This window comes from Mycobacteroides saopaulense (genome assembly GCF_001456355.1).
Lineage (GTDB): Bacteria > Actinomycetota > Actinomycetes > Mycobacteriales > Mycobacteriaceae > Mycobacterium > Mycobacterium saopaulense.
The window spans coordinates 278654-301985 of the sequence record NZ_CP010271.1 but is presented as its reverse complement, the minus strand read 5'-3'; the positions used below and the strand labels follow the sequence as shown (position 1 = coordinate 301985).

Genomic DNA, 23332 nt, shown 5'->3' with positions numbered 1-23332 from the left:
GGCTGGATCGCTATGGACCCGCTAGGGGCGTGGGGTGGCCGTCGACGACGGCCCTGGCGGCGCAGGCGGTGGCGGCTGGTCACGCCGTTCCTGCCGCTCGGGCGGCGGTGGCGGGATGAAACCGGGGCCGCGCTCGATGATGACCGACCCACCGGGCGACATCATCGGCGGCTGGTCGCCGCGGTCGAACATCATGTGCCGACCGCGTTCACCGGGGCCGCCAGGGCCACCGGGACCGCCGGGGCCACCATGGTGGCCGCATTGCGAGCCGGCCAGGACGCCGAGGCCGAACGTGACGCCCAGAATCACGAAAGCGCCCGCGACGATGCCGACGACGGCAGCGACCTTGACCAGCAGTGTGTTACTTGCCGAACGCGGTGCCGGCTGCGGTGGAGGCGCGGGCACAGGTGCTGTTGGGGTATCGGGTGTTGTCATACCCCGAGCATGGCCCAACCACCCTGGGTCTCGCCCCGGGAAAACCCGTGAAGTTCCTGTGAGTCAGCCCGCGACGAGCAGTTCGGCGATCTGAATCGTGTTGAGCGCCGCACCCTTCCGAAGGTTGTCTCCGGAGATGAACAGCGCCAGACCGCGATTGCCGGGAACGCCTGGGTCCTGACGGATCCGGCCCACCAGCGAGTCGTCGGCGCCCGCGGCGGCCAACGGCGTGGGCACATCGGCAAGAGTGACTCCCGCTGCCGCGCCGAGAAGCTCCGTGGCCCGCGCCGGCGTGAGTTCACGCTCGAACTCGGCGTTGATCGACAGCGAGTGCCCGGTGAAGACAGGCACTCGGACACATGTTCCGCTCACCAAAAGCTCCGGAATACCGAGAATCTTGCGACTCTCGTTGCGCAGCTTCTGGTCTTCGTCGGTTTCCCCGGAGCCGTCGTCTACCAACGAACCGGCCAGCGGAATCACGTTGAAGGCAATGGGTGCAACGTATTTCACCGGATCCGGGAAAGTCACCGCGGAGCCGTCGTGCACCAACTGCTCACTACCGTCGACACCGGCGCGTACCTGGGTGGCCAACTCCTCCACCCCGGCCAGGCCACTGCCCGACACCGCCTGATAGGTCGACACGATGAGACGGTGCAGGCCGGCCTCATCGTGCAGCACCTTGAGTACCGGCATCGCGGCCATGGTGGTGCAGTTTGGGTTGGCGATGATGCCCTTCGGCAGTTTCACCCCGCGCACATCGCGATCGAAGTTGACCTCGGAGACCACCAGCGGCACGTCCGGGTCCTTGCGCCAGGCCGAGGAGTTGTCGATGACGGTGACGCCGGCCTCGGCGAAGCGCGGAGCCTGCACCCGGGACATGGTGGCCCCGGCGGAGAACAGCGCGATGTCCAGCCCGGACGGATCGGCCGTCTGGGTGTTCTCGACCTCAATTTCCTGACCGCGGAATGTCAGCTTCTTACCCTCGGAGCGAGCCGAGGCGAAGAACCGCACCGAGGAAGCCGGGAAGTCACGCTCTTCTAGCAGTTTCCGCATGACGGCGCCCACCTGACCGGTGGCGCCGACAACACCGATGGAAGTCATATCTATCTCCCGTCGCTTCGCTCGCCCTAGCGCCCGGTCCCCGCGTACACGGTGGCCGCCTCGTCACTACCGAGATCGAAGGCATTGTGGATGGCCTGCACCGCGGCATCCAGCTCGTCATCCTTGACCAGCACCGAGATTCGGATCTCGGAGGTCGAGATGAGCTCGATGTTGACGCCGGCCTCTGCCAGCGCCTCGCAGAAGGTGGCGGTGACGCCCGGGTGGCTGCGCATCCCGGCACCCACCAGCGACACCTTGCCGATGTGGTCGTCGTAGAGCACCTGCGAGAACCCGATCTCGTTCTTCAGCGAGTCCAGCTTCTCCACCGCGGTGGGGCCGTTCTCCTTGGGGCAGGTGAAGGTGATGTCGGTCTTGCCGTCCTCGACCTTGGAGACGTTCTGCAGCACCATGTCGATGTTGATCTCGGCATCGGCGACCGCACGGAAGACCTTGGCGGCGTAGCCCGGCACGTCGGGAATCCCGACGACGGTGACCTTGGCCTCGCCGCGATCGTGTGCGACACCGGTGAGAATTGCTTCTTCCACGGGAATGTCCTCCATTGATCCGCTGACGATCGTGCCGGGCTTGTCGGTGTACGACGAGCGCACGTGAACCGGAACGTTGTATCGCCGGGCGTATTCCACACAGCGCAGCATGAGCACCTTTGCCCCTGCTGCCGCCATCTCCAGCATTTCCTCGAAACTGACCTTGTCGAGTCGGGCCGCATTCGGCACGATCCGCGGATCGGCGGTGAACACCCCGTCGACATCGGTGTAGATCTCGCAGACATCGGCGTTCAGGGCGGCGGCCAGCGCGACGGCAGTGGTATCGGAACCACCGCGTCCGAGCGTGGTGACGTCCTTGCTGTCCTGGCTCACGCCCTGGAACCCGGCGACCAGCACCACTTGGCCCTCGTCGAGGGCGGTGCGCAGCCGGCCTGGGGTGACGTCGATGATCTTGGCGCTGCCGTGCTTGCCGGTGGTGATGACGCCGGCCTGCGAGCCGGTGAACGAGCGCGCCGAGGCTCCCAGCGAGTGGATGGCCATCGCGACCAGGGCATTGGACATCCGCTCACCGGCGGTGAGCAGCATGTCCAGCTCGCGCGGCGGGGGCGCCGGGCAGACCTGTTGGGCCAGGTCAAGCAGCTCGTCGGTGGTGTCACCCATGGCCGAGACGACAACGACCACGTCGTTGCCATTCTTTTTCGTCTCGACGATGCGTTCGGCCACCCTGCGGATGCGTTCGGCCGTTGCGACCGACGATCCGCCGTACTTTTGGACGACGAGCGCCACGTCATACCTTCCTGCTGTTCGGCCAGGGTCGGGAGAGATCCAGTCATCAGGATAAGGGGTTACGACAACTCGATAACCTGGCCCGTATGGGCAACCCGACCGACCGTACCGCCATCACCTCGGTTCCGATCCAGCCGCTGATCGCCTCGCGGTGGAGTCCGCGGCATTTCGATCCCCATGCGAGCCTCGCCCCGGACACCCTGACGGCCCTGCTCGAAGCGGGTCGCTGGGCCGCCAGTTGGGGTAAGCGTTTCCCTGTCAGATACATCGTGGGTCTGCGCGGCGATGCCACCTACGCGGCGCTGGCCGAGCTGCTCAATCGGGGAAACTCTTATGCAAAAGTTGCGGCGGCACTCGTCCTGGTGAGCACCGACCTGGGCGATGACGACAACACCGCCGTCTACGCGGCGGTCGATGCCGGCCTGGCCATCGCCCAGCTGGGGGTTGAGGCACGCTCCCACGGTCTGCACACCCACCCCATGGCAGGTTTTCGCGTGGATGAGGCTCCCGCCGTCTTCGACATCCCCGAGAACGTGCGGCCCATCGCCGTCGTCGCGATCGGCCCGGTCCTGAACAGCTACGCGGGTGCCGAGGAGTCGACCGTCGAACGCGACCACGCTCCACGACAGCGACCCGCGCTCGGCGACATCGCGTTCACCAAGCGCTGGGGCAACGGTTTCGGCGGCTAACCGCTCTCACACTTCGGCGAGAATTTCGTCGGCGGCCTGCCCGACCGGATGGCACCGTTCCATGTATCCGCTCCATTGTTGCGCCACCTCAGCTCCGGCCCAGTGCGTCCGACCGGCGCCGACCACCACGACATCCACATCCGCCATGCCATCTCCTATTTAAGTCAGTCGTATGACTGATTTAGTCATAGGGCGGTGTTCAGATCCGGGCAAGGGAGCCGCTAGGCGGGCGTTACCGCCGCGAGTGAAATCAACATCGTGGTCAGAGAATCGAGGTCTTCGGCGGAACGGGCCGGGTCTGGACTGACGACATGCTGCAGGATCAGCCCGTCGATTCCGGCCACAAGCACTCGAGCCAACCGTTCGAAAGACACCGCACAACGCTCTCCGGCCCGTCGCGCCGCCTCCTGGCACCAGTGGGCGACAACCTGGGTGTATCGCTCGTATTGCCAGGCCGGGAGATCCTCCAGACCGGGTGCCCGAAGTGCATGGGTGACGAGCTCATACTGAACCAGCTGCAGATTGCGGTGCTCGGCGACCAGCTTTGACCAGAAATTCCGCACGCCATAACGAATTGCGTCGTCCAGACCGGCCTCGGTTCCTGCGGCAGTGCGCAGCACCCCGGCGATCTCTTCGACGATGTCCTCGATGACCGCCTTGAGCAGCCCCTGCTTGCTGGGGAACACGTACTGGAGCGTGCCCAGCGGGATACCCGCCTCGGCCGCAACCGCGCGCATCGTGGTGCGGCCCACTCCCTCCCGCATCAGCACCACACGTGCGGCGGTGACCGCCTCCCGGGTGCGCTGCGCCGACTCGACGTAAGGCATCACAGAGCTCCTGTCAGTCGACCGTGAACGACATCACTCGCCCACATGGTCTCGCCGATGTCCATCCGGTCATTGTGTCGCGACTCGCGCATCAGTCGAACGAACCGCGGTAGATCCGTACGGCCTTGTCGATCATCGCGCGGGTGGACCCACAGTCGCCGCTCTTCAGCGAAAAGCTGAGCACCTCGATGAACACTCGCTCCGGGGTGCTGTTCTCCTGCGTCGCACCCCCTGGAACGTCCCGGGCGTAGAGCGGCTTGCCCAGGCGCACCATGCTGGTGCACAAATTGCCGTCTTGGCCATGGAAGTACTCGACGCCGTCTCGGACTTCCCCGCGCAGCTTGGACGGCGGATCAACACCCGACCTGATGGACAGTTCGAATTGATTCTCGTTGTCTTGCAAAGAGAATCGGCACGAGAATGGATCGCCGAAGAGCGACGGTCGCACCTCACCCGCCCGACCCGGATACTCACCAAGAATCTCACACGGATCACGTTCGGCAATCTTGATCGGGTATGCGCTCAGCGCGTCACGGACGGGCATGTCGGCTGGATTCAATGTGGCCAGCACCCCGATAACCGGTTGTGCCATTTTACAATTCGCCGCCAGTGCACTCCGCGCGCCGTCGACGACCACGACCCGCAGGGCGGGCGTGCTTGCCCCTGTCAGCTTCGGAGCGTTCGGGAGCTTGCCCATGGCGACCGGAAACTCGTAGAGGCACGTGCCCGCGGTGTGATAAACCGGCGTCTGGCCGACGGTGAATTCGGGTTTCTCGCGTGAGTAGTCACCGAGTATCAGGGACAGGCCGACGCTCGACGCGTTGGCGGTACCGGTGACCTTGATGGACCCGAAGCAGCCACCCACATCGCCCGAGATGTAGGTGGGCGCGCCAATACCCTTGAGCATCAACAGAAGACCACACGGATCGACCCGCCGAAGAGCGCGCATGTAGGCCAGGAGCGTGGCCTCCTTCGCCGTGAAGGTCTGACCGTACGTGGGCAGCTCACCGGCGAACAATGCCTGACCGGTGAGGGCGGGCGAGCGCCCTGTCGCGTTGCCAGAAACGACCTTCGTGCAGCCTGCGATCGCCAGCAAGGCGACCAGAAGCAGTGCTACCGAGCGGAATTTGCGAATAGTCGCACCGCCTTGTCCAGAATCTCCCGCATCTGTCCGCAGTCGGTGCGCCCCTCCTCGGTGAAGGCACTGGCGACCACCGCCGGGGAGTACGCCTCAGCATCGGTGTTCATCGCACCGCCACCGATGTCTTTGGGGTACAACGGATCTCCTACCAGTGCCAGCGCATGACATCCCGTCAGTTGGCTCGGGTCCTCGTTGTGGAAATACGTCACGCCGTCGCGTGTGGATCTGGTGTACTCATCCGGGAAGTCGTCGACACTGCTCGTGAGCTGCACGGTGTAGTCGATGCCGGAATCCGAAAGCGCGAAGTCACAACCGAAGGGGTCTCCCAGCAGGTCGATGGACACCTCGTGTGCCTTTCCCGGGTACTCCCCGAGGATCTCGCACGGATCACGTTCCGCGAGTTTGATCGGATACGCGCTCAGCGCGGAGCGCGCAGGCAATCCAGCAGGCAGCTGCTTGGCAATCGCCGTCACCACCTGCTTGGCAAGTCGACAGTCCGGGTCCGAGTACTCGTCCGAACCATAGAGGTACGCACTCACCGACAACACGGCCTGCAATGTGGGACTCGGCGGAGCTCCCGGCAGCCGCTCCAGTTCTAGCGGAACCTCGTACGCGCACTCTTCCCCGGTCTCGTAGACAGGAACCGAACCGACCCGGAACGACTCGGGTGCCGTGCGCTTGTCCTGCATGGAGTACTCGTAGGACACCTCGGTGAGACCGGGATCACCCGTGATCTTGACACTGGCATAACAGATCTGAAAGTCACCGACGACCTGACCCGGATCTCCGTACTCCTTCAGGCTCGCCGCGAAACCACAGGGGTCCATCCGCCGCAATGCGCGCGCATAGGTGAGCGTCGCCTTCTCCTGGGCACTGAGCTTCTGGCCGTAATCCGGCTGATCGCCGTGGAAGAACGAGTCGGCTCCGGGCGCGGGTTCACTTCCCCGTGCCTGCCCGGCAAGGGTGCGCGTGCAGCCGGTGGCCGCCAGCAGAATCGCCAGCACCGCCATCCCCCTGCGTACCCACATGCTCTGCGAGCTTGCCAGATGATCGGGCTTCTCGCGGCTGGTAGAGTCCCGTCTGTGCAGCGGGCGCTCCTCCTCCGACGCCGCGACAGGGTCTGATCCAGACCGGCCTCCTGTCGCGGGTTGTTGGCGTGCCGGTCGAGATACCACTCAAACTCCCGGAGCCTTCCCATGACCAGCTTTTCCTCAGACGAGTTCAACTACACCCCGCGCAGCATCGTCACCCCGAACGGGCCTATCCCGGCCGACCAGCCCGCGTGGAACACCCAGAAGAACAGCTCGATGCCGGTGCACCGGTATCGCTCCTTCGCCGACGAAGTCGAGAAGATCGAGCTGCCCGACCGCACCTGGCCCGACAAGGTGATCACTCGCGCACCGCAGTGGGCGGCCGTGGACCTGCGTGACGGGAATCAGGCCCTGATCGACCCCATGAGTCCGGCCCGTAAGCGCCGGATGTTCGACATGCAGATCCGGATGGGCTTCAAGGAGATCGAGGTCGGATTCCCGTCGGCGAGCCAGACCGATTTCGACTTCATCCGCGAGCTGATCAGTGAGAACGCCATCCCCGAGGACGTGACGATCCAGGTGCTGACGCAGTGCCGTCCAGAGCTGATCGAACGCACCTTCTTGGCCTGCGAAGGTGCCGCGAACGTGATCGTGCACTTCTACAACTCGACGTCGATTCTGCAGCGGCGCGTGGTGTTCCGGGGCGACAGGGAGACGATCAAGAAGATCGCCACCGACGGTGCCCGCAAGTGCATTGAAGAAGCGGCGAAATACCCTGATACACATTGGCGTTTCCAGTACTCCCCGGAGTCGTACACCGGCACCGAACTGCAGTACGCACTGGAAGTGTGCAACGCGGTCGGCGACGTCATCGAGCCGACACCGCAGAACCCGATCATCTTCAATCTGCCGTCGACGGTGGAGATGACGACCCCCAACGTGTACGCCGATTCCATCGAGTGGATGAGCCGCAATCTGGCTCGTCGCGACTCGGTGATCCTGAGTCTGCACCCGCATAACGACCGCGGAACAGCTGTCGCGGCAGCCGAACTGGGCTTCCAGGCCGGTGCGGATCGCATCGAGGGTTGCCTGTTCGGCAATGGCGAGCGCACCGGAAACGTCTGCCTGGTGACGCTGGGACTGAACCTGTTCAGCCGCGGCGTGGACCCGCAGATCGACTTCTCCAACATCGACGAGATCCGGCACACCGTCGAGTACTGCAACCAGCTGAAGGTGCCCGAGCGCCATCCGTACGGTGGCGATCTGGTCTACACCGCCTTCTCCGGCAGCCACCAGGACGCCATCAACAAGGGCCTGGACCAGATGAAACGCGATGCGGACGATGCCGATTCGGACGTCGACGACATCTTGTGGCAGGTCCCGTACCTGCCCATCGACCCCAAGGATGTCGGCCGCAACTACGAGGCCGTGATCCGCGTGAACTCGCAGTCCGGCAAGGGTGGCGTCGCCTACATCATGAAGTCCGACCACGGACTGGTGCTGCCGCGCCGCCTGCAGATCGAGTTCGCGCAGTCGATTCAGAGGATCACCGACGGAGAGGGTGGCGAGGTGAATCCCAAGGAGATCTGGGACGTCTTCGCCGAGGAGTACCTGGCACCGATCATCCCGCTGGAGCGCATCCGCCAGAAGGTGACCGCCTCCGAGGAGGACGGTGGCACGGATTCGATTGCCGCCGTGGTGAAGATCGACGGCAAGGAAACCGAAGTCAACGGCAGCGGCAACGGCCCGCTGGCCGCGTTCGTAGACGCGTTGTCCACCGTGGGCTACACCGTGAACGTCCTGGACTACTCCGAGCACGCCATGAGTGCCGGCGACGACGCACAGGCTGCCGCGTACGTGGAAGCCATGGTCGTCGGCCCCCATGGCGGTGAGGCCCAGACCGTATGGGGCGTCGGCATCGCGCCGTCGATCACCACCGCCTCACTGCGGGCAGTGGTGTCGGCGGTCAACCGTGCTGCTCGCGCCTAGCGCGTGCCGTAACGGCGCCGGAACTTCTCGACCTGTCCGGCGGTGTCGACGATCCGGCGATCACCGGTCCAGAACGGGTGAGAGTCGGCCGTCACCTCGGCGGTGATCAGCGGGTACTCCTGGCCCTCGAACTCGACGGTGCGCGCGCTGGTCACCGTCGAGCGGGTCAGGAACATCTTGCCGGTGGTGGCGTCCTGGAAGACGACGTGATGGTAGTCGGGGTGAATTCCGGGTTTCATCAGTGGTTTCCTTCTGTGTTGTGGTCGCCGTAGGAAAGGAATGCCTCAAGTTCGGATACGTGTTCGCAGGGATCCTCGTGCCAATCACCGAACGGATCGCTGAGCTTGTCCCAGCATGCGGGGCTTGCCATTTCGGCATCGGTGAGCAGAGCGCCGCGCAATGCGTCGAGCACCTCTGCACTGTCGGCGCCGCATATCAGCACCGTCATCGCGTTGTGGCGATCCCCGAACCGGTAATCCCACATCAGATCGGCGAATGCCCTGCGTTCCAGGTCGGTTCGTGCAACTTCGGCTGAATCCATTGCCGCCAGCCATTTCCCGGCAGCAGATACTCGGAGTCCACCGCCGGCAGACTCCAGCCACATGGCCTGCTCATCCTGGGTGGCCAGCCACAACCTGCCCCGGGTTCGGATCACGCCGTCGAGCAGCAAGTCGATCGCGGCGTGTAGCCGTTCCGGATGAAAGGGCCTGCGCGCGTTGAATTCCACCAGCGCAACCCGGCCGTCGACGGCCAGGGACGGTTGACCCGCCAGCAGCGGGCCGTGCGGATCATCGGCGCGGCCGCACCGCGCGTCGTCCTCCAGATGGTCGAGGGCCTGCTCGACGCGGCCGATCCGAGCTGTGATGCGCGCCCGTGGCGCCAGACGGCGCAGTACCGAAAGCACCTCGGGTTCGGGGTTGCGCACCACCAGCACGTCGGCGAACTCGGCCTGACCGATCGCGACCTGCGCCAGCGTCCGGCCGTCGGCAAGCTCGTCGTCTCCGAGCGCCTGCTCCAGCCAATGCGCACTGTCGATGCACGCGACCACTCCGGCGATTTCGACATCGCGTGCCGCCGGTCCGTCGACATATCCGGGCCCAACCCGCACGGGCACGGTATTGATCGCCCAACAGATCGGATCGGCTTCCAGCCAGGGCTCCAGATGCAGCACGATGCGGCCCACCTCATCCCGGCGATGCAACTTGCGCAGCAGGACCAGCAGATCGTCGCGAATCGTGCAGGACACGCAGCCGTGGGCCAGCTCCAGGACGGTTTCAGAGGTGCCGCGGATGCCGGTGACGGTCCGCTTCACGATGTGTCCGTCGAACCTGTGGGTGACGACGACCGTTCCCGGGTCGTGGGCCAAGACCTGCACCACCGCGTCGGTATCGGTCTGTCCGGACACGAGTAGCACCGGCGTGCGCATGACTCTCCCTTTGGTTCCGTACAGCTAAATGCAAACGATTTTCATTACTACGAGCTTCACGGTACAGTCCCGGACAGCACTTGTCGAAAACGATTCCCATTATCAAACGGGAATGAATGGAGGTCCCTTGTCCGCGCATTGCGAGGTGACCGGACGGTCGCCGGGCTTCGGTAACGCGGTTTCGCACTCGCACCGCCGCACCCGTCGCCGCTGGTCACCCAATATCCAGCTCAAGACGTACTACCTGCCCTCAGAGGACCGCCGCATCAAGCTGCGGGTCAGCACCAAGGGCATCAAGGTGATCGATCGCGACGGTATCGAGGCCGTGGTGGCACGCCTGCGCGCACAGGGACGGAAGTTCTGATGGCCCGCAACGAGATCCGCCCCATCGTGAAGCTGCGGTCCACCGCGGGCACCGGCTATACGTACGTCACCCGCAAGAACCGGCGTAACGACCCGGACCGGATGGTGCTGCGCAAGTACGACCCCGTAGTGCGCAAGCACGTCGATTTCCGCGAGGAGCGCTGAGATGGCCAAGAAGTCAAAGATCGCCAAGAACGAGAAACGCCGCGTCATCGTCGAGCGCTACGCCGAACGGCGCGCAGAGCTCAAGGAGATCATTCGCCAACCGTCGAGCAGTCACGAGCAGCGCCTGGCCGCGCAGGCCGAGCTGGCCCGGCAGCCGCGCGATGCCAGTGCGGTGCGGCTGCGCAATCGCGACGCCGTCGATGGTCGCCCCCGCGGCTACCTGCGCAAGTTCGGTTTGTCCAGAGTGCGAGTTCGTGAACTCGTGCACGACGGGTCGCTGCCCGGCGTCCGGAAAGCGAGCTGGTGATGGCCACCAAGCCCACACGCAATCGTCGCGTCAAACTCGCCGACACCAAGCCCGCCAAGCCGAATCTCTTTGCCAAACTTGGAGTTTCCTCGGTGGACTACAAGGACACCAACACCCTGCGGCTGTTCCTGTCCGAGCGCGGCAAGATCCGTTCGCGTCGGGTGACTGGCCTGACCGTGCAACAACAGCGGCAGGTCGCCAACGCGATCAAGAACGCGCGCGAGATGGCGTTGCTGCCCTACGCCTGATATCACCGAGGCTGCGGAATCGCGTTCTCCAGCAGGAAGACGTGCTCCGGGCTGATCACCTTGGTGATGGCCGTACCGAACAGCGTGCTGGGCTGCGCGGGCTGCTTGGCCACATCGGTGTTGAGCAGGGCCACTACCGTGGTCTGCTCGGCGGGTGCGTAGATGGCCAGCGTCTGATAGCCGGGGATGCTGCCGTTGTGACCGATCCATCCGTGTGCATCGAAAATCCCTAAGCCATAGCGGATGTCGTCGGGTACGGGAGGCATCGCCACGGTCTGCAACCGCTGTTCCTGAGTTGCGGGCTCGAGGAGCTTGCCGGTCGCCAACGCCGGCACCCACACCCTCAGGTCATCGAGCGTCGAGACCATCGCGCCGGCCCAGGAGGCCCACGATGGGTTCCAGTCGGTGCTGTCGATGATCGGCCCGGTGGGCGTCAGCTGTGTGTAACCCTGCGCGTGCGGATCCGGGAGGATGTTGGTGTCCGGAAAGCTGGTGTGGCTCATGCCGAGTGGCTCGGTGATGTGCTCGCGCACGAAAACCGGCAGCGTCTGTCCGCTGACCTTCTCCACCACCTGCCCCAGCAGCACGGCGTTGGTGTTGCTGTACTCATAGCCCTGCCCGGGCGGGAAATTCGGCGGCTGGGCGAAGGCGTAGTCCAGCAGTTCCAGGGTGCTGTAGCGGCGACGCGGGTCGGCCTCCAGGTCGCGGCTGAAGACCAGGGACATCGAGTAGTTGAACAGTCCACTCTGCATCCGGGCGAGTTCACGCAGCGTGATCTTGTTCCCGTTCGGGACCTTGTCCACATACTTGGCTATCGGATCGTCGAGCCCCAGCTTGCCCTCGTCGACGAGCTGCAGCAATGCGGTGACCGTGAAGGTTTTCGTCACACTACCGATCCGGTGATAGAAGTCCGTCTGCATCGGCGCGTGAGTGGCGGCGTTCGACACTCCGAACGTGCGCACGTACTTGCCCTTGGGACCCCACACACCGACGATCGCCCCCGGGACGCCGGCGCTCTTCAGCACCTCGTTGATCGCCGAATCGAGCCGGGCCGATGTCGGCGCATCCAGGTCCGCGGCGGTGATGGTCGCGCGCGTCCCGCAGCCGCTGACAAGCAGCGCAACAGTCAGCGCTGCAGCGAGGATTCGACGCATCAGGCGGGGCTCATCAAAACAGTGAGTATTGAGCTCCGGCGCGGCTGGGAACCGTGAACTGCTCGATATCGGTACCCCCGGCAACACGGCCGATCAACGTCATGAACGTCTCGTCGTCCACCAGCGGCACACCGAGAGATCTGGCATGAAAGCCCTTCCCCTGCTCGGGGTTCGGATGATTACAGATCACCATCGAGGTGTCCTCGTCGACCGCGTCGGCGTAGGCGAGGCCGGCCTGCATGATCTGTTCGACCAGTTCCTCATGTGTGCGGGCGACCTCCGCACTGAGCGCCACCCGCATGCCCTGCACCAGCGGTTGCCCGGAGGTATACGGTCCGGGGTTGAGCCAGTGACACGGCTGACGGGACGCCAGCGTCTTCAGCGGACGCAGCTCGTCGTGAGTAACACGGCCGTTGGGCCAGCGTTTGCGCGTGGTCTCGCGGATCGGCAGCCAGGTGCCGCGTTCGCGTGCCCGGTCCAGCACCTTCGGCAGCACCTCGGCAAGCACCCGGGCGTCGTCGTAGGCGTCGTGGGCCTTGAGCTGCTCGACACCCCAGTGCGCGGCCAGGGTTTCCAGGCGCAGGTTCGGGGTGTCCAGGTCCAGGCGCCGGGTCAGCTCGACGGTGCACATGACCGCCTCGGTGGGCAGCTCGGCGCCGGCCAGCTCGGCCTCGGCCGCCAGGAACGAGTAGTCGAATCCGACGTTGTGGGCGACCAGGGTCCGCCCCCGCAGCAGTGCGATGAGATCGGGGACGATATCCGCGAACTCCGGCTGCCCCTCCAACATCTCCGGGGTGAGACCGTGCACATGCGTCGGGCCCGGATCGACACCGGGATTGAGCAGGCTCACCACGCTGTCGGTGATGGTTCCGTCCGCATCCAGCGCCAGTGCGGCGACGCTGATGACACGCGCCCGACCGGGCTGAAAGCCGGAAGTCTCCAGGTCAACCACGACCCACTTGGGGCTGTGGTCGGGCGTCTGCCCCCAGATCGGCATGACTGAAGGATGACATGTAGGACCGACAAGCCGCTCTAGGCGCGCGGGATACGCAGCACCTGCCGGCCGATGGCGTACTTGTGCACCTCGGTGGGCCCGTCGTAGAGGCGGAACGCACGCATGTCCCGGAAGATCATCTCCACCGGCGTCTCGTCGCTGATGCCGATGCCACCGAGCACCTGGACGCACCGGTCGGTCACCTTGAACAGTTCCTCGGAGACGAACGACTTGGCCATCGAGCTTTCGTGACGTCCCTTGGCACCGTTGTCCATCATCCAGCAGGCGTGCCAGATGGTGAGACGACATTGATGCAGCGCGATCTCGTTGTCGGCGAGCATGAAGGAGACTCCCTGGTGCTCACCGATGGTCTTGCCGAACGAGGTCCGGGTGCGCGCGTAATCGACCGCGATGTCCTGAGCGCGAGAGGCGGCGCCGAGCCAACGCATGCAGTGCGTCAATCGCGCCGGGGCCAGCCGCAACTGCGCGTACCGGAATGCCTGGCCCGTCTCCCCGAGCAGTGCCTCACGCGGCAGGGTCAGGTTGTCGAATCGCACGACCGCATGGCCCTCTGCGTAGTTGCGGTCCATCGTGTTCATGATTCGTTCGATCACAATCCCGCCTGCGGAAATCCCAGCGTCTCCATCGCACAGGAACAGCGTGGGCCCCTCCGGCAGATGGTCGTTGGCCTCCAGGTTGGCCATGATGATCCACGTCTTGGCGCCGCGTGCCCCGGTGATGAGCCATTTGCGCCCGTTGATGACGAAGTTCTGACCGTCAAAGATGGCCGAGGTCTTGAGCTGCGAGGGGTCCGATCCGGCTCCGTCGGGTTCGGTCATCGCGAACGCCGAGCGCTGATGCCCCTCGATGACGGGCTTGAGGAACCGCTCCGCCTGCTCCTCGTTGGTGATCTTGCCGAGCAGGAACATGTTGCCCTCATCGGGCGCCGCACAGTTCATGGCGATGGGGCCCAGGGTCGACCAGCCTGCCGCCTCGAAGATGACCGCCTGTCCGATGTGTGAAAGACCCCAGCCACCATGAGATTCCGGCGCCTGCACGGTTAGCAGTCCGGCTTCGCGAGCCTTGCCGACCAGTTCGTCGCGCAGCTCGTCGGTCGGTCCGTGCGCGGTCAGACGAGGGTCACGCTCGTAAGGGATCACGGTCTCGGTGACGAACTCGCGAACCCGCTGCGCCTTGGCGGCCAGCTCTTCCGGAATGCTGAAGTCGATCATATTTCTCCCTCGGTGAATTGTGTTGCCGCCCAATCCAGTACGGCCATGGCGATGTTCTGGAACTCCGGGTAATCCGCACCGACCAAGTCGCCGGATTGCCACTTGCGATACAACTGCATCCACGCGACGGCCAGCCGGAGCCGTGCGCAGGCCACATGCCAATGCAGCGGGCGCGGCGCGGTTCCCGTCGCAGCGAAATAGGCCTCGATGACGTCTTGTCGGCTACCGAATCCCACTGCAGTCGTGGGCATTTGATTGATAGCGCGCACTGTCTCCGGGTCGCCCGGTTCCATCCAGTACGACACCAGAATCGCCAGATCGAACAGCGGACAGCCTCGGGTGGTCATGTCCCAGTCGATGATGGCATTGGGCGACAACGTCTCCCGATCGACGAGCATGTTGTCGAGCTTGAGATCCATGTGCAGCAGTGAAACTCCCGCGGGCTCGGGGATCTGCCGCCGCAGACGTGAGATCAGGTCCGTGACGACCCCAGGCAGGCCGTCCGGCCAGACCGCAGCGGCGCGGCGTGTCCAACCGGTGAGCTGACGTTCCAGCAGCCCCTCCGGCTTACCCAGCTCGCCCAGACCCACGGCCTCTGGTGCCACCCGGTGCAAGGCCGTCATGGCCGCGATCAGGGTATCGGTGATCCGAGCCGGGGCGTCGTCAGGCAATCCGGGCGGCAGCTCGCCCCCGATCGCCACGCCCTCGCGGTACTCCAGGAACTGAAAGGGCGCGGCCACGATGTCCAGCTCATCGCAGTACAGCAGCCCTCGCGGGGCCAGCGCGAAGCACGCGTTCAGCCGTGACAGCACCCGCCATTCGCGGGCCATATCGTTGGCGCCCTCGGCGATCGGGCCCGCGGGCGGGCGCCGAAACACCGCCGGTCGGTCGTCGAGCGCCACCAGATAGTTCAGATTGGCCTTGCCACCAGCGAATTGTCGCGCCGCCGAGGCGTCCAGAGCGTGTCCCTGCCGCGCCACCCAGGCCGAGAGCGCGGCCCAGTCCTGTGGCGTCGTCTCAGCTGTGGCCCGGAACACACGCGTTACCCTAGCCGCCCACCCAACCGACTGGTTGGCTGGGGAGATGCTCACGCGTTTTCGCCACCGGCGTCGATCAGCCGCCCGAGTATCCGCCTGAGCTCACGTCGATCGTCGGCGCCGAGCCTGCCGAACATCTCGTCCTCGGCCGCCCAGATCGCCGATTCCACGCGTTTGAGCAGTGCCCTGCCCTTGGCGGTGACCCGCGCCGGTAACGCCCGCCCCGAGGCAGGCGCAGCTGGCCGGGACACCAACGCCTCGTTCTGCAGCCCGTTGAGAACCTGATTCATCGCCTGCGCCGACACATTGTGTTCGCGTGCCAGCTCGGCGCTGGTGCGCCCGGGACTTTCGTTGAGCATCCGCAGGCACATGAACTCCGGCATGCCGAGCCCGAGGGGCCGTAGCGCGGCAAGGACCTGCGGACGCATCACGGCGCCCGCCCTGAACATCAGGTAGCCCAGCGGCTCGACCTCATCGGATTGGCTCATCGCAAGCATCCTGGCATGAACCTCTCAGGACCTGCGCGGGCTCTCGGCTCTTAGGCCCGCAGTACCCCACAGTAGATCCGGGCGATTCGCCATGCCTGTCGAGACATTCCCCGAAGCCAAAGATGCCCGGCCCGGTGAGCCCCTGCCGTGCAATGGATTACCACTGCGCGGCAGATTCTCAGGATACTCATATCAAGAACCTTGACATGTCCGATTGGGCGCAGGTATCAAGGAAGTTGATACGGGTTCAGCCGGCGACAGGCTAGCTGCCTGATCACCAGAAAGGGAGAGTTGGATGTCTGATTCATTTGCAGGCTTCGAAGGACGTGGCCCTGGTTTCGGCGGATTCGGCGGCCCCGGATTCGGTGGCCCCGGATTCGGCGGACCGGGATTCGGCCCCGGCGGCGGACCGGGCGGCTTCGGTTTCCGCATCAAGCGCGCGGTCACCGGCTCGCTACTGCTTGACGGGCCGGCCAGCGCGGCGCAGATCGTGCAGCGTGTCTCCGACGCGACCGAGGGCGAGATCTTGCTGCCCGAACCCGTGGTGGAGCGTGTTCTCGAGCGGCTGGCACATCGCGGCGTCGTCAAGACCGAGGACGGCGTGGCCACCCTGACCGATTTCGGCCGCAACGTGCTCGCGAAGCGGGGCATCACCAGCCAGACCGCGCAGGCACTCCGCGCCAAGGTTTTCCCGAAGCTCGTCAACGTTCTCAAACTGCGCTCGGGACTGGCCGAGATCGCCGGCCTTGCGCGCGTCATCGCCGTCACCGGCACCGACGAGCAGAAGGAGAAGCTGGCCGAGGCCAGCGCCACTCTGTTGGCCACGGTCACCGACGTCAAGCGCTCGCTGCAGAGCGCCCTGGCCTAGAAACGGCATCGCGCACTGCCCGTGTGGCCATCTCGTCCGGCCGCACGGGCAGCGGTCCCGGCCGCTCCAATAAACTGCGCGGATGCCCATCGAGCACCTATCGCTGCGTGGCCGGATCGCACTGGCCGCCGGACGCTCGGCACGCTGGGCGTCCCGGATCAGCGGTCGCGGCGCGGGCTCCATGATCGGCGGCCTGGTCGCGCTCAAGTTGGACAGCTCGGTGCTGGCACAGCTGGGCCGCGGACGTCGCACCGTGCTGATCACCGGCACCAACGGCAAGTCCACCACCACCCGGATGACCGCGGCAGCACTGGCGACCGTGGGACCGGTGGCCACCAACACCGAAGGCTCCAACATGGATGCCGGTCTGGTTGCCGCGCTGGCCGGCACCCGGGACGCCGAGGTTGCCGTACTCGAAGTCGACGAGATGCACGTGCCACACGTCGCGGACGCGGTCGCCCCCGCGGCCATCGTGCTGCTGAACCTCAGCCGTGATCAGCTGGACCGCGTCGGTGAGATCAACAACATCGAACGCACACTGCGCAAGGGCCTTTCCCGGCACCGCGACGCGGTGATCGTCGCGAACTGCGATGACGTCCTGATGACGTCGGCCGCGTACGACAGCCCCAATGTCGTCTGGGTGGCGGCCGGGGGCGGCTGGGCCGGTGATTCGGTGAGCTGTCCGCGCAGCGGCGAGCTCATAGTCCGCGACGGAAACCATTGGTACAGCACGGGAACCGACTTCTCCCGGCCCGATCCGGACTGGTGGTTCGACGATGATCGCATCTACGGCCCCAGCGGAATCAGCCTGCCGATGTCGCTGACGCTGCCCGGCACCGCGAACCGCGGAAACGCCACCCTGGCGGTAGCCGCCGCCATCGAACTCGGCGCCCGCCCCGGCCCGGCAGTCGATGCCGTGTCCGCCGTCGACCAAGTAGCGGGCCGCTATCGCAGCATCGACCTGGGCGACCACACGGTCCGGCTGCTGCTGGCCAAGAATCCGGCCGGCTGGCAGGAGGCACTGTCGATGGTCGATACCGATGCCGACGGGCTGGTCATCGCCGTCAACGGCCAGGTGCCCGACGGTGAGGACCTGTCCTGGCTGTGGGATGTGAACTTCGAACACTTCGCCTGCGACAACGAGGCGACCACTGTGCCACCCGTCGTCGCATCAGGAGAGCGCGGCACCGATCTGGCAGTCCGGCTGACCTACGCCAGCGTCACGCACACCCTGCATCACGACCCGGTGCAGGCCATCAATGCCTGCCCGCCCGGCAGGGTCGACGTGATCGCGAACTACACGGCCTTCCTCAACCTCAACCGTGTGCTGGCCAAAGGTGGTGCGGCATGAGTGAATCCACCGTTCGGGTTGGCCTGGTGCTTCCCGATGTGATGGGCACCTACGGCGATTCGGGCAATGCCGTGGTGTTGCGGCAGCGACTGCGAATGCGCGGTATCGACGCCGACATCGTGGAGATCACCCTGGCAGATCCGGTACCCGATTCCCTGGATGTCTACACACTGGGCGGAGCCGAGGATTACGCGCAGCGACTGGCCACCCGGCATCTCATCGCGCACCCCGGCCTACAGCGTGCCGTCGAGCGCGGCGCACCGGTACTGGCGATCTGCGCGGCCATCCAAGTGCTCGGCCACTGGTACGAAACCTCTTCCGGTGAACGTGTCGAGGGTGTCGGCCTGCTCGACGTCACGACCAGTCCGCAAGAGAAACGCACCATCGGGGAGTTGGCCGGTGTGCCCATCATGGACGAGCTCGAAGACACCCTGACTGGATTCGAGAACCACCGTGGCGGAACGGTTCTGGGCCCCGCGGCGGCGCCGCTGTGCACCGTCTCCCGGGGCGCGGGAAACCGGGCCGGTGACGGCACCGACGGGGTGGTGCAGGGCAGCGTGATCGCCACGTACATGCACGGTCCGTGTCTGGCACGCAACCCCGAGCTCGCGGATCTCTTGCTCGCACGCGCCATGGGTGTACAGCAGCTGACCCCGCTGGATCTGGACGAGGTGGCGCGACTGCGCCGGGAGCGGTTGTCCGCCAAGTAGTTCCAGCTCGGAGCGAACTAGAGGGGGCGTCGTCCGGAGAGGGCGCGTCCCAGGGTCAGTTCGTCGGCGAATTCCAGGTCCCCACCCATCGGCAGGCCGGAAGCCAGCCGGGTGACGGTGAGCCCGGGGAAATCGCGCAGCATCCGCACCAGATAGGTGGCCGTCGCCTCCCCCTCGGTGTTCGGGTCGGTGGCAATGATGACCTCCGAGATGGAGACGCCGTCTTCCTCGGTTCCTATGCGTGTCAACAGCTCTCGGATACGAAGCTGATCGGGACCGACGCCCGAGAGCGGATCAAGTGCCCCACCGAGTACGTGATAGCGGCCGCGGAACTCGCGGGTGCGCTCGACCGCTTGCACGTCCTTGGGCTCCTCGACAACGCAGACCAACGCGATATCGCGTCGCGGGTCGGCACAGATGCGGCAGCGCTCCTTGTCGGAGACGTTCCCGCAGACCTCGCAGAACTGCACACCGTCACGCACCCGGGTCAGAGCCGCGGTCAGTCGATCGATATCGGGCGCCTCGACACCCAACAGATGGAAGGCGATGCGCTGTGCACTCTTGGGTCCTACCCCGGGCAGCTTGCCCAGTTCGTCAATGAGGTCCTGGACCGGGCCCTCAAACACCGGGCAATCCCAGCCCTCCACCAAGATCGCCGAGGCCGCCCGCGAGCGGACCCAGCCGCTGACTTGCGAGTTCCTGTGTCTTCGACGTCAGATCGGCAAACGCGCCGATGATCAGGTCCTGCAGCGTCTCGACATCTTCTGGATCGACGATCTTCGGGTCGATCTGCACGTTGGTCACTTCGCCACTGCCCTTGCCGGTGATGCGCACCAAGCCGCCACCGGACTCACCGGTGACCTCCGCTGCCGCTATCTGCGCCTGAGCAGCCATCAGCTGCTGCTGCATCTGCTGTGCCTGCGCGAGCAGGGCCGACATATCCGGGGCGCCTCCGGGTTGCATGGACTCTCCTTCTCGCTCGAAGCGACCGGGTATCAACTTGGTCACGCTCGCCGGGCCTCGGCGGGTCGTCAACAAGGGTAGCCGCCGTCCGGGCTACCGTGGCCAGGTGCGAGTGAGTTTCGGCCAGCATCTGTCGCGGCCCGTCCCGCGCCGCCGTGCCATGGCCATGGCTGGGACGGCCCTACTGACGGCGGCATCGGTCACGGTGCTGCCCATCGGCGTGCCGTCGGCCCCCACCACCGTCACCGCCGCCGCGGCCCCCGGCATCGCCGGACGCATCGTCGTGCTGGATCCCGGGCACAACGGCGCCAACGACAGTTCGATCAACAACCAGGTGCCCGACGGCCGAGGCGGCACCAAGAGCTGTCAGACCAGCGGTACCGTCACCGACGGCGGATACCCGGAACACACCTTCGCCTGGAACACCGTGCTGCTCATCCGCCAGCAGCTGACCCAGCTCGGCGTCCGCACCGCCATGACCCGTGGCGATGACGACAAGCTCGGACCGTGCATCGACAAGCGTGCCGAAATCGAGAACGGCTACAACCCGGACGCGGTGGTCAGCATCCACGCCGACGGCGGCCCCGCCAGCGGCCACGGCTTCCACGTCAACTACTCGAGCCCTCCGGTCAACGCCGTGCAGGGCGAGCCGACGCTGCGCTTTGCCAAGACCATGCGCGACAGCCTGCAGGCCGCGGGCCTGACGCCCTCGACGTACATCGGCACCGGCGGCCTCTACGGACGTTCCGACCTGGCCGGCCTCAACCTGGCCCAGCACCCCAAGGTGCTCGTCGAACTCGGCAACATGAAGAACGCCCAGGACGCGGCGATGATGACGAGCCCCGAGGGCCGAGCCAAGTACGCGCAGGCCGTGGTCCAGGGCATCGTCGCCTACCTCAGCGGCACGGCACCGGCGCCGGGGGTTGACCCGGCGGCGGCACCAGCACCCGGCGGTTAGGCCGCCGAACCCTCCACGGTCTTCTTCAGGTTGGCCAGCACCTCGGCCTGAATCTTCTTGAGCCCCAACGGCGCGAAGGTCCTCTCGAAGAAGCCCTTGATGCCGCCGCCACCGGTCCACGCGGTCTTGGTGGTAACGGTGGAGCCGGTTCCGGCGGGCGCCACGGTCCAGCTGGTCACCAGGGTGGAGTTGGCGTCCTTCTCGATGACGGTGTGGCCGGCCACGCTCACAGTGGACTTGATGTCTCGCACGCGCGACTCGGTGGCCTGCAGCTTCCAGGATGCGACGGTGCCCTCACCCTGACCGCCTTCGAGGACCTGGTAATCGCGGTAATGGCCGGACAAGATCTTCGGGCGCACATTCTGGTAGTCGGCTACCGCGGCGAGCACTGCCTCGGGCGCCGCGTCGATCAACACCGAACTGGACGCACTGACCTGACCCATGAGTTCTCCCTCGCTACTATTTGGTTCTACTACTGGTCGTAGTCGCAGTCTAGGGGTCACCCACCAGATCGCCCAGGCTACGTTCGCCTTCCACGGTCTGGCCGCCATGCCGCAGGAAGCGCGCAATGCGGTGGGTGCTGTGTTCGTCGGCGAATGCCTCGACAATGGCTGCGCGCTCGGCGGCCAATCCCGGTTCCAGGTCCGTCGCCTGTGCATCGACCGTACTCTTGGCACCCGCGATCAACGCGAGCGGATTGACTGCGATACGCCGGGCGAGCCGATTCACGAACCGCCACCCCTCATCGGGGTCCAGGGCACGGTTCACCCAGCCGTATCGCTCCGCCAGGTCCGCACCGAAATCGTCGTGACCCAAAATCACCTCGAGTGCGCGCGCTCGCCCCATGCTCTGGACCAGGTGCTGCGGGCCCGAGCCGGCCGGGACGATGCCCAACCCCGTCTCCACTTGATTGAAGATGGCCCGGCCACGTACCGCGAAGCGCATGTCCAGGTTCAGCAGAAACTCACTGCCCCCACCCGCTACCCGGCCCTCCACCAGGGCGATGGTCGCCTGCCGCAGTGCACGGAACCTGCCGACCAGCCGTTGAAAGGATTCGACCGACTCGGCCGTGCGTGCCGAGTCGGTTTGCAGAATCTCAACATTCAAGTGGGCGATGAAGAACTCCGGGTTGGCGCTGCCGAACAGCACCACCGTCACGTCGTCTCGATCGGCGAGCCATCGGGCCAGGCGTGACAGGCTCGACATGAGTGGCCCGTCGAGAAGATTGAGCGGCCCGTGGTCAATCAGAACGGTGACAACGCGATCATCGCGTTCGCAGCGCAATCCGGCGAGTTCGGGGACATCGGTGCTCATCGTTTGGCGGCTATCAGAACGCGACAGAGCCGGGCGGGAGCCCAAGCGCCACCCGCCCAAACAATTCGTAGGCCGAATCCGTGTCGTAGACAACGTGTGTGGACAACGTGTTCACGTCGCGCAGGTGCCTCTGCAACGGTGAATCCTCGTACTGGGCCGAAGCCCCGGATGCCTCGACAGCTTCGGCGATCGCCTGCTTGCAGACCTCCACCACGTAGGCACAGTTACGGCGCACGGCCACCCGGTCCTCGGTGGTCAGCCCCTCGCCTGAACGCAGCTTGTCCTCCACATCCCGCACCGTCTTCAACAGCAGCGCGCGAGCGGACTCCGCTTGCGCAGCAACATGTCCCATACGGCGATGTGCGGTGGCGAGCTTGGACTGTTCCTGCATCGAATACCGCATCACCCTGGTCTTGATCTTCTCGGTGAACAGCTCCACAGTGCCCAAGGCCATACCCACCGCAGGCGCGGCGGCGACATTGGAGAGGGCACAGAACAGCGGTATGCGGTAAATGGCGGCGCCGTGCAGCTCCGCGGACGGCGACTGCCCGCGTGCCAGCGGACCGAACTCCTGCACTCGGTGTTCGGGAACGAAGACGTCATCGACGGCAATGTCCATACTTCCGGTGCCCCGCAAGCCGGAAGTGAACCAGGTGTCGATGACCTCCAGATCTGATCGGGGGATCATGAAGGTGCGCAGATCGGGGTACTTCGGCGGCTCCTCGTGTTGCACGATCGCCGCCACGGAAGCCCACGACGAGTGCCACACACCACTACCGAACTGCCAACGCCCACTTATCTTGTAGCCGCCGTCGACGGGGGTGGCCACACCGGAGGGCGACCAGCTGCCGGGAAACAGCAAGGGAGAGCCGGCGGGCACCGAGCCGAACATCTCGTCCTGCAGCTTCTCGGGGAACAATCCGGCCAGCCAATTGTGAATTCCGTAGATACAGAACGTCCAGGCGGTCGATCCGCAGACCTTGCCCACCTCGATGACCGCACCGACCAAGGTCTCCAGGCTGGCCTCGTCGCCACCGTATCTCCGCGGGGCCATCAGGCTGAACAGACCCGACCGGGACAGCTCGGCAATGGTCTCGTCGGGCATCCGGCGCAGGCGCTCCGCCTCCAGCGCCCGTGCGCCGATGGCGGGTGCAAGCTCGCGAGCACGCTGCACGGCGTCGGTCTGTACTGCTGTCGAACTCGTCATCAAAACCTCGCAACCTGCGCAATCATTAGGGAATGACACGCG

29 protein-coding genes are annotated in these 23332 nt (G+C 65.4%); 10 read left to right on the top strand and 19 right to left on the bottom strand.

Annotated elements, in window-relative coordinates; translation table 11 throughout:
* Nucleotides 1-21: 21 nt before the first annotated feature.
* The 3 genes from MYCSP_RS01525 to MYCSP_RS01515 all read right to left on the bottom strand — a co-directional run bounded on the left by MYCSP_RS01525 (nt 22) and on the right by MYCSP_RS01515 (nt 2828).
* Nucleotides 22-435 (bottom strand): hypothetical protein, encoded by a 414-nt coding sequence (locus MYCSP_RS01525; RefSeq protein ID WP_157886140.1) that lies wholly within the window; start codon nt 433-435, stop codon nt 22-24.
* Between the two features lie 63 nt (nt 436-498).
* Nucleotides 499-1536 carry an aspartate-semialdehyde dehydrogenase gene (locus tag MYCSP_RS01520; protein WP_088413060.1) on the bottom strand — a complete coding sequence of 346 codons (1038 nt, stop codon included), beginning with the start codon at nt 1534-1536 and terminating at the stop codon, nt 499-501.
* A 26-nt stretch (nt 1537-1562) separates the two neighbouring features.
* A complete protein-coding gene (locus tag MYCSP_RS01515; protein ID WP_070912275.1) occupies nt 1563-2828 on the bottom strand; it encodes an aspartate kinase in 1266 nt (421 codons plus the stop codon).
* Between the two features lie 86 nt (nt 2829-2914).
* Between MYCSP_RS01515 and MYCSP_RS01510 the strand changes: the two genes are divergently transcribed.
* Nucleotides 2915-3517 (top strand): nitroreductase family protein, encoded by a 603-nt coding sequence (locus tag MYCSP_RS01510; RefSeq protein WP_088413059.1) that lies wholly within the window; start codon nt 2915-2917, stop codon nt 3515-3517.
* Nucleotides 3518-3523: 6 nt separating this feature from the next.
* Here MYCSP_RS01510 and MYCSP_RS23260 read toward each other — a convergent pair whose 3' ends face one another.
* From MYCSP_RS23260 to MYCSP_RS01495, 4 genes are all read right to left on the bottom strand, one after another.
* Nucleotides 3524-3664 carry a hypothetical protein gene (locus MYCSP_RS23260; RefSeq protein ID WP_167346505.1) on the bottom strand — a complete coding sequence of 47 codons (141 nt, stop codon included), beginning with the start codon at nt 3662-3664 and terminating at the stop codon, nt 3524-3526.
* Nucleotides 3665-3738: 74 nt separating this feature from the next.
* Nucleotides 3739-4344, bottom strand: a complete 606-nt coding sequence (locus tag MYCSP_RS01505; RefSeq protein ID WP_088413058.1) for a TetR/AcrR family transcriptional regulator — start codon at nt 4342-4344, stop codon at nt 3739-3741.
* 91 nt (nt 4345-4435) lie between these two features.
* Complete coding sequence (locus tag MYCSP_RS01500; protein WP_088415361.1) at nt 4436-5293, bottom strand: hypothetical protein; 858 nt, start codon at nt 5291-5293, stop codon at nt 4436-4438.
* Nucleotides 5294-5457: 164 nt separating this feature from the next.
* Nucleotides 5458-6495 carry a hypothetical protein gene (locus tag MYCSP_RS01495; RefSeq protein WP_088413057.1) on the bottom strand — a complete coding sequence of 346 codons (1038 nt, stop codon included), beginning with the start codon at nt 6493-6495 and terminating at the stop codon, nt 5458-5460.
* 186 nt (nt 6496-6681) lie between these two features.
* On the opposite strand from MYCSP_RS01495, the gene leuA reads away from it, so the two are divergent.
* A complete protein-coding gene (gene leuA / locus MYCSP_RS01490) occupies nt 6682-8505 on the top strand; it encodes a 2-isopropylmalate synthase (protein WP_088413056.1) in 1824 nt (607 codons plus the stop codon).
* Here leuA and MYCSP_RS01485 read toward each other — a convergent pair.
* On the bottom strand, nt 8502-8744 hold the full coding sequence (locus MYCSP_RS01485) for a type B 50S ribosomal protein L31 (RefSeq protein WP_088413055.1): 243 nt from the start codon (nt 8742-8744) through the stop codon (nt 8502-8504). The genes leuA and MYCSP_RS01485 overlap by 4 nt on opposite strands.
* Entirely contained in the window at nt 8744-9931 is a 1188-nt protein-coding gene (gene mrf / locus MYCSP_RS01480) for a ribosome hibernation factor-recruiting GTPase MRF (RefSeq protein ID WP_088413054.1), read from the bottom strand. The genes MYCSP_RS01485 and mrf overlap by 1 nt, the downstream gene beginning before the upstream one ends.
* A 127-nt stretch (nt 9932-10058) precedes the next feature.
* Between mrf and rpmB the strand changes: the two genes are divergently transcribed.
* From rpmB to rpsR, 4 genes are read left to right on the top strand one after another with little or no spacing between them, the layout of a single operon-like run.
* On the top strand, nt 10059-10295 hold the full coding sequence (gene rpmB, locus MYCSP_RS01475) for a 50S ribosomal protein L28 (protein ID WP_005083638.1): 237 nt from the start codon (nt 10059-10061) through the stop codon (nt 10293-10295).
* Entirely contained in the window at nt 10295-10459 is a 165-nt protein-coding gene (rpmG, locus tag MYCSP_RS01470) for a 50S ribosomal protein L33 (protein ID WP_005063154.1), read from the top strand. The genes rpmB and rpmG overlap by 1 nt, the downstream gene beginning before the upstream one ends.
* Before the next feature lies 1 nt (nt 10460).
* Complete coding sequence (gene rpsN, locus MYCSP_RS01465) at nt 10461-10766, top strand: 30S ribosomal protein S14 (protein WP_070912268.1); 306 nt, start codon at nt 10461-10463, stop codon at nt 10764-10766.
* Entirely contained in the window at nt 10766-11014 is a 249-nt protein-coding gene (gene rpsR / locus MYCSP_RS01460; RefSeq protein ID WP_070912267.1) for a 30S ribosomal protein S18, read from the top strand. Before rpsN ends, rpsR begins: the two co-directional genes overlap by 1 nt.
* Nucleotides 11015-11016: 2 nt before the next feature.
* Here rpsR and MYCSP_RS01455 read toward each other — a convergent pair whose 3' ends face one another.
* From MYCSP_RS01455 to MYCSP_RS01435, 5 genes are read right to left on the bottom strand one after another with little or no spacing between them, the layout of a single operon-like run.
* Nucleotides 11017-12168: a serine hydrolase domain-containing protein gene (locus tag MYCSP_RS01455; protein WP_088413053.1), complete on the bottom strand. Its 1152-nt coding sequence runs from the start codon at nt 12166-12168 to the stop codon at nt 11017-11019.
* A gap of 13 nt (nt 12169-12181) precedes the next feature.
* Nucleotides 12182-13165, bottom strand: a complete 984-nt coding sequence (locus MYCSP_RS01450) for a DEDDh family exonuclease (RefSeq protein WP_083015173.1) — start codon at nt 13163-13165, stop codon at nt 12182-12184.
* Between the two features lie 35 nt (nt 13166-13200).
* Nucleotides 13201-14394 carry an acyl-CoA dehydrogenase family protein gene (locus tag MYCSP_RS01445; RefSeq protein WP_083015176.1) on the bottom strand — a complete coding sequence of 398 codons (1194 nt, stop codon included), beginning with the start codon at nt 14392-14394 and terminating at the stop codon, nt 13201-13203.
* A complete protein-coding gene (locus tag MYCSP_RS01440) occupies nt 14391-15479 on the bottom strand; it encodes a phosphotransferase family protein (RefSeq protein WP_088415359.1) in 1089 nt (362 codons plus the stop codon). The genes MYCSP_RS01445 and MYCSP_RS01440 overlap by 4 nt, the downstream gene beginning before the upstream one ends.
* A 2-nt stretch (nt 15480-15481) precedes the next feature.
* Nucleotides 15482-15928 (bottom strand): MarR family winged helix-turn-helix transcriptional regulator, encoded by a 447-nt coding sequence (locus MYCSP_RS01435; RefSeq protein ID WP_083015179.1) that lies wholly within the window; start codon nt 15926-15928, stop codon nt 15482-15484.
* 286 nt (nt 15929-16214) lie between these two features.
* On the opposite strand from MYCSP_RS01435, the gene MYCSP_RS01430 reads away from it, so the two are divergent.
* The 3 genes from MYCSP_RS01430 (at nt 16215) to MYCSP_RS01420 (ending at nt 18848) form a co-directional block, all read left to right on the top strand.
* Nucleotides 16215-16787: a hypothetical protein gene (locus MYCSP_RS01430; RefSeq protein ID WP_083015182.1), complete on the top strand. Its 573-nt coding sequence runs from the start codon at nt 16215-16217 to the stop codon at nt 16785-16787.
* 82 nt (nt 16788-16869) lie between these two features.
* Nucleotides 16870-18138, top strand: coding sequence for a Mur ligase family protein (locus tag MYCSP_RS01425; protein WP_088413051.1), 1269 nt, complete (start codon nt 16870-16872; stop codon nt 18136-18138).
* Nucleotides 18135-18848, top strand: coding sequence for a type 1 glutamine amidotransferase (locus tag MYCSP_RS01420; protein ID WP_083015186.1), 714 nt, complete (start codon nt 18135-18137; stop codon nt 18846-18848). The genes MYCSP_RS01425 and MYCSP_RS01420 overlap by 4 nt, the downstream gene beginning before the upstream one ends.
* A gap of 17 nt (nt 18849-18865) precedes the next feature.
* On the opposite strand, the gene recR is transcribed toward MYCSP_RS01420, so the two are convergent.
* Nucleotides 18866-19474 (bottom strand): recombination mediator RecR, encoded by a 609-nt coding sequence (gene recR / locus MYCSP_RS01415; protein ID WP_005063138.1) that lies wholly within the window; start codon nt 19472-19474, stop codon nt 18866-18868.
* On the bottom strand, nt 19467-19811 hold the full coding sequence (locus tag MYCSP_RS01410; protein ID WP_070912259.1) for a YbaB/EbfC family nucleoid-associated protein: 345 nt from the start codon (nt 19809-19811) through the stop codon (nt 19467-19469). The genes recR and MYCSP_RS01410 overlap by 8 nt, the downstream gene beginning before the upstream one ends.
* A 205-nt stretch (nt 19812-20016) precedes the next feature.
* Here MYCSP_RS01410 and MYCSP_RS01405 point away from each other — a divergent pair, with 205 nt between their 5' ends.
* Nucleotides 20017-20769 carry an Rv3717 family N-acetylmuramoyl-L-alanine amidase gene (locus MYCSP_RS01405; RefSeq protein ID WP_083015375.1) on the top strand — a complete coding sequence of 251 codons (753 nt, stop codon included), beginning with the start codon at nt 20017-20019 and terminating at the stop codon, nt 20767-20769.
* On the opposite strand, the gene MYCSP_RS01400 is transcribed toward MYCSP_RS01405, so the two are convergent.
* The 3 genes from MYCSP_RS01400 to MYCSP_RS01390 are packed head-to-tail and all read right to left on the bottom strand — an operon-like array spanning nt 20766 to nt 23290.
* Nucleotides 20766-21212, bottom strand: coding sequence for an SRPBCC family protein (locus tag MYCSP_RS01400; protein ID WP_083015189.1), 447 nt, complete (start codon nt 21210-21212; stop codon nt 20766-20768). The genes MYCSP_RS01405 and MYCSP_RS01400 overlap by 4 nt on opposite strands.
* 49 nt (nt 21213-21261) lie before the next feature.
* Nucleotides 21262-22083, bottom strand: a complete 822-nt coding sequence (locus MYCSP_RS01395; RefSeq protein ID WP_083015193.1) for an enoyl-CoA hydratase/isomerase family protein — start codon at nt 22081-22083, stop codon at nt 21262-21264.
* A gap of 13 nt (nt 22084-22096) precedes the next feature.
* Entirely contained in the window at nt 22097-23290 is a 1194-nt protein-coding gene (locus MYCSP_RS01390; RefSeq protein WP_083015196.1) for an acyl-CoA dehydrogenase family protein, read from the bottom strand.
* Nucleotides 23291-23332 lie beyond the last annotated feature (42 nt).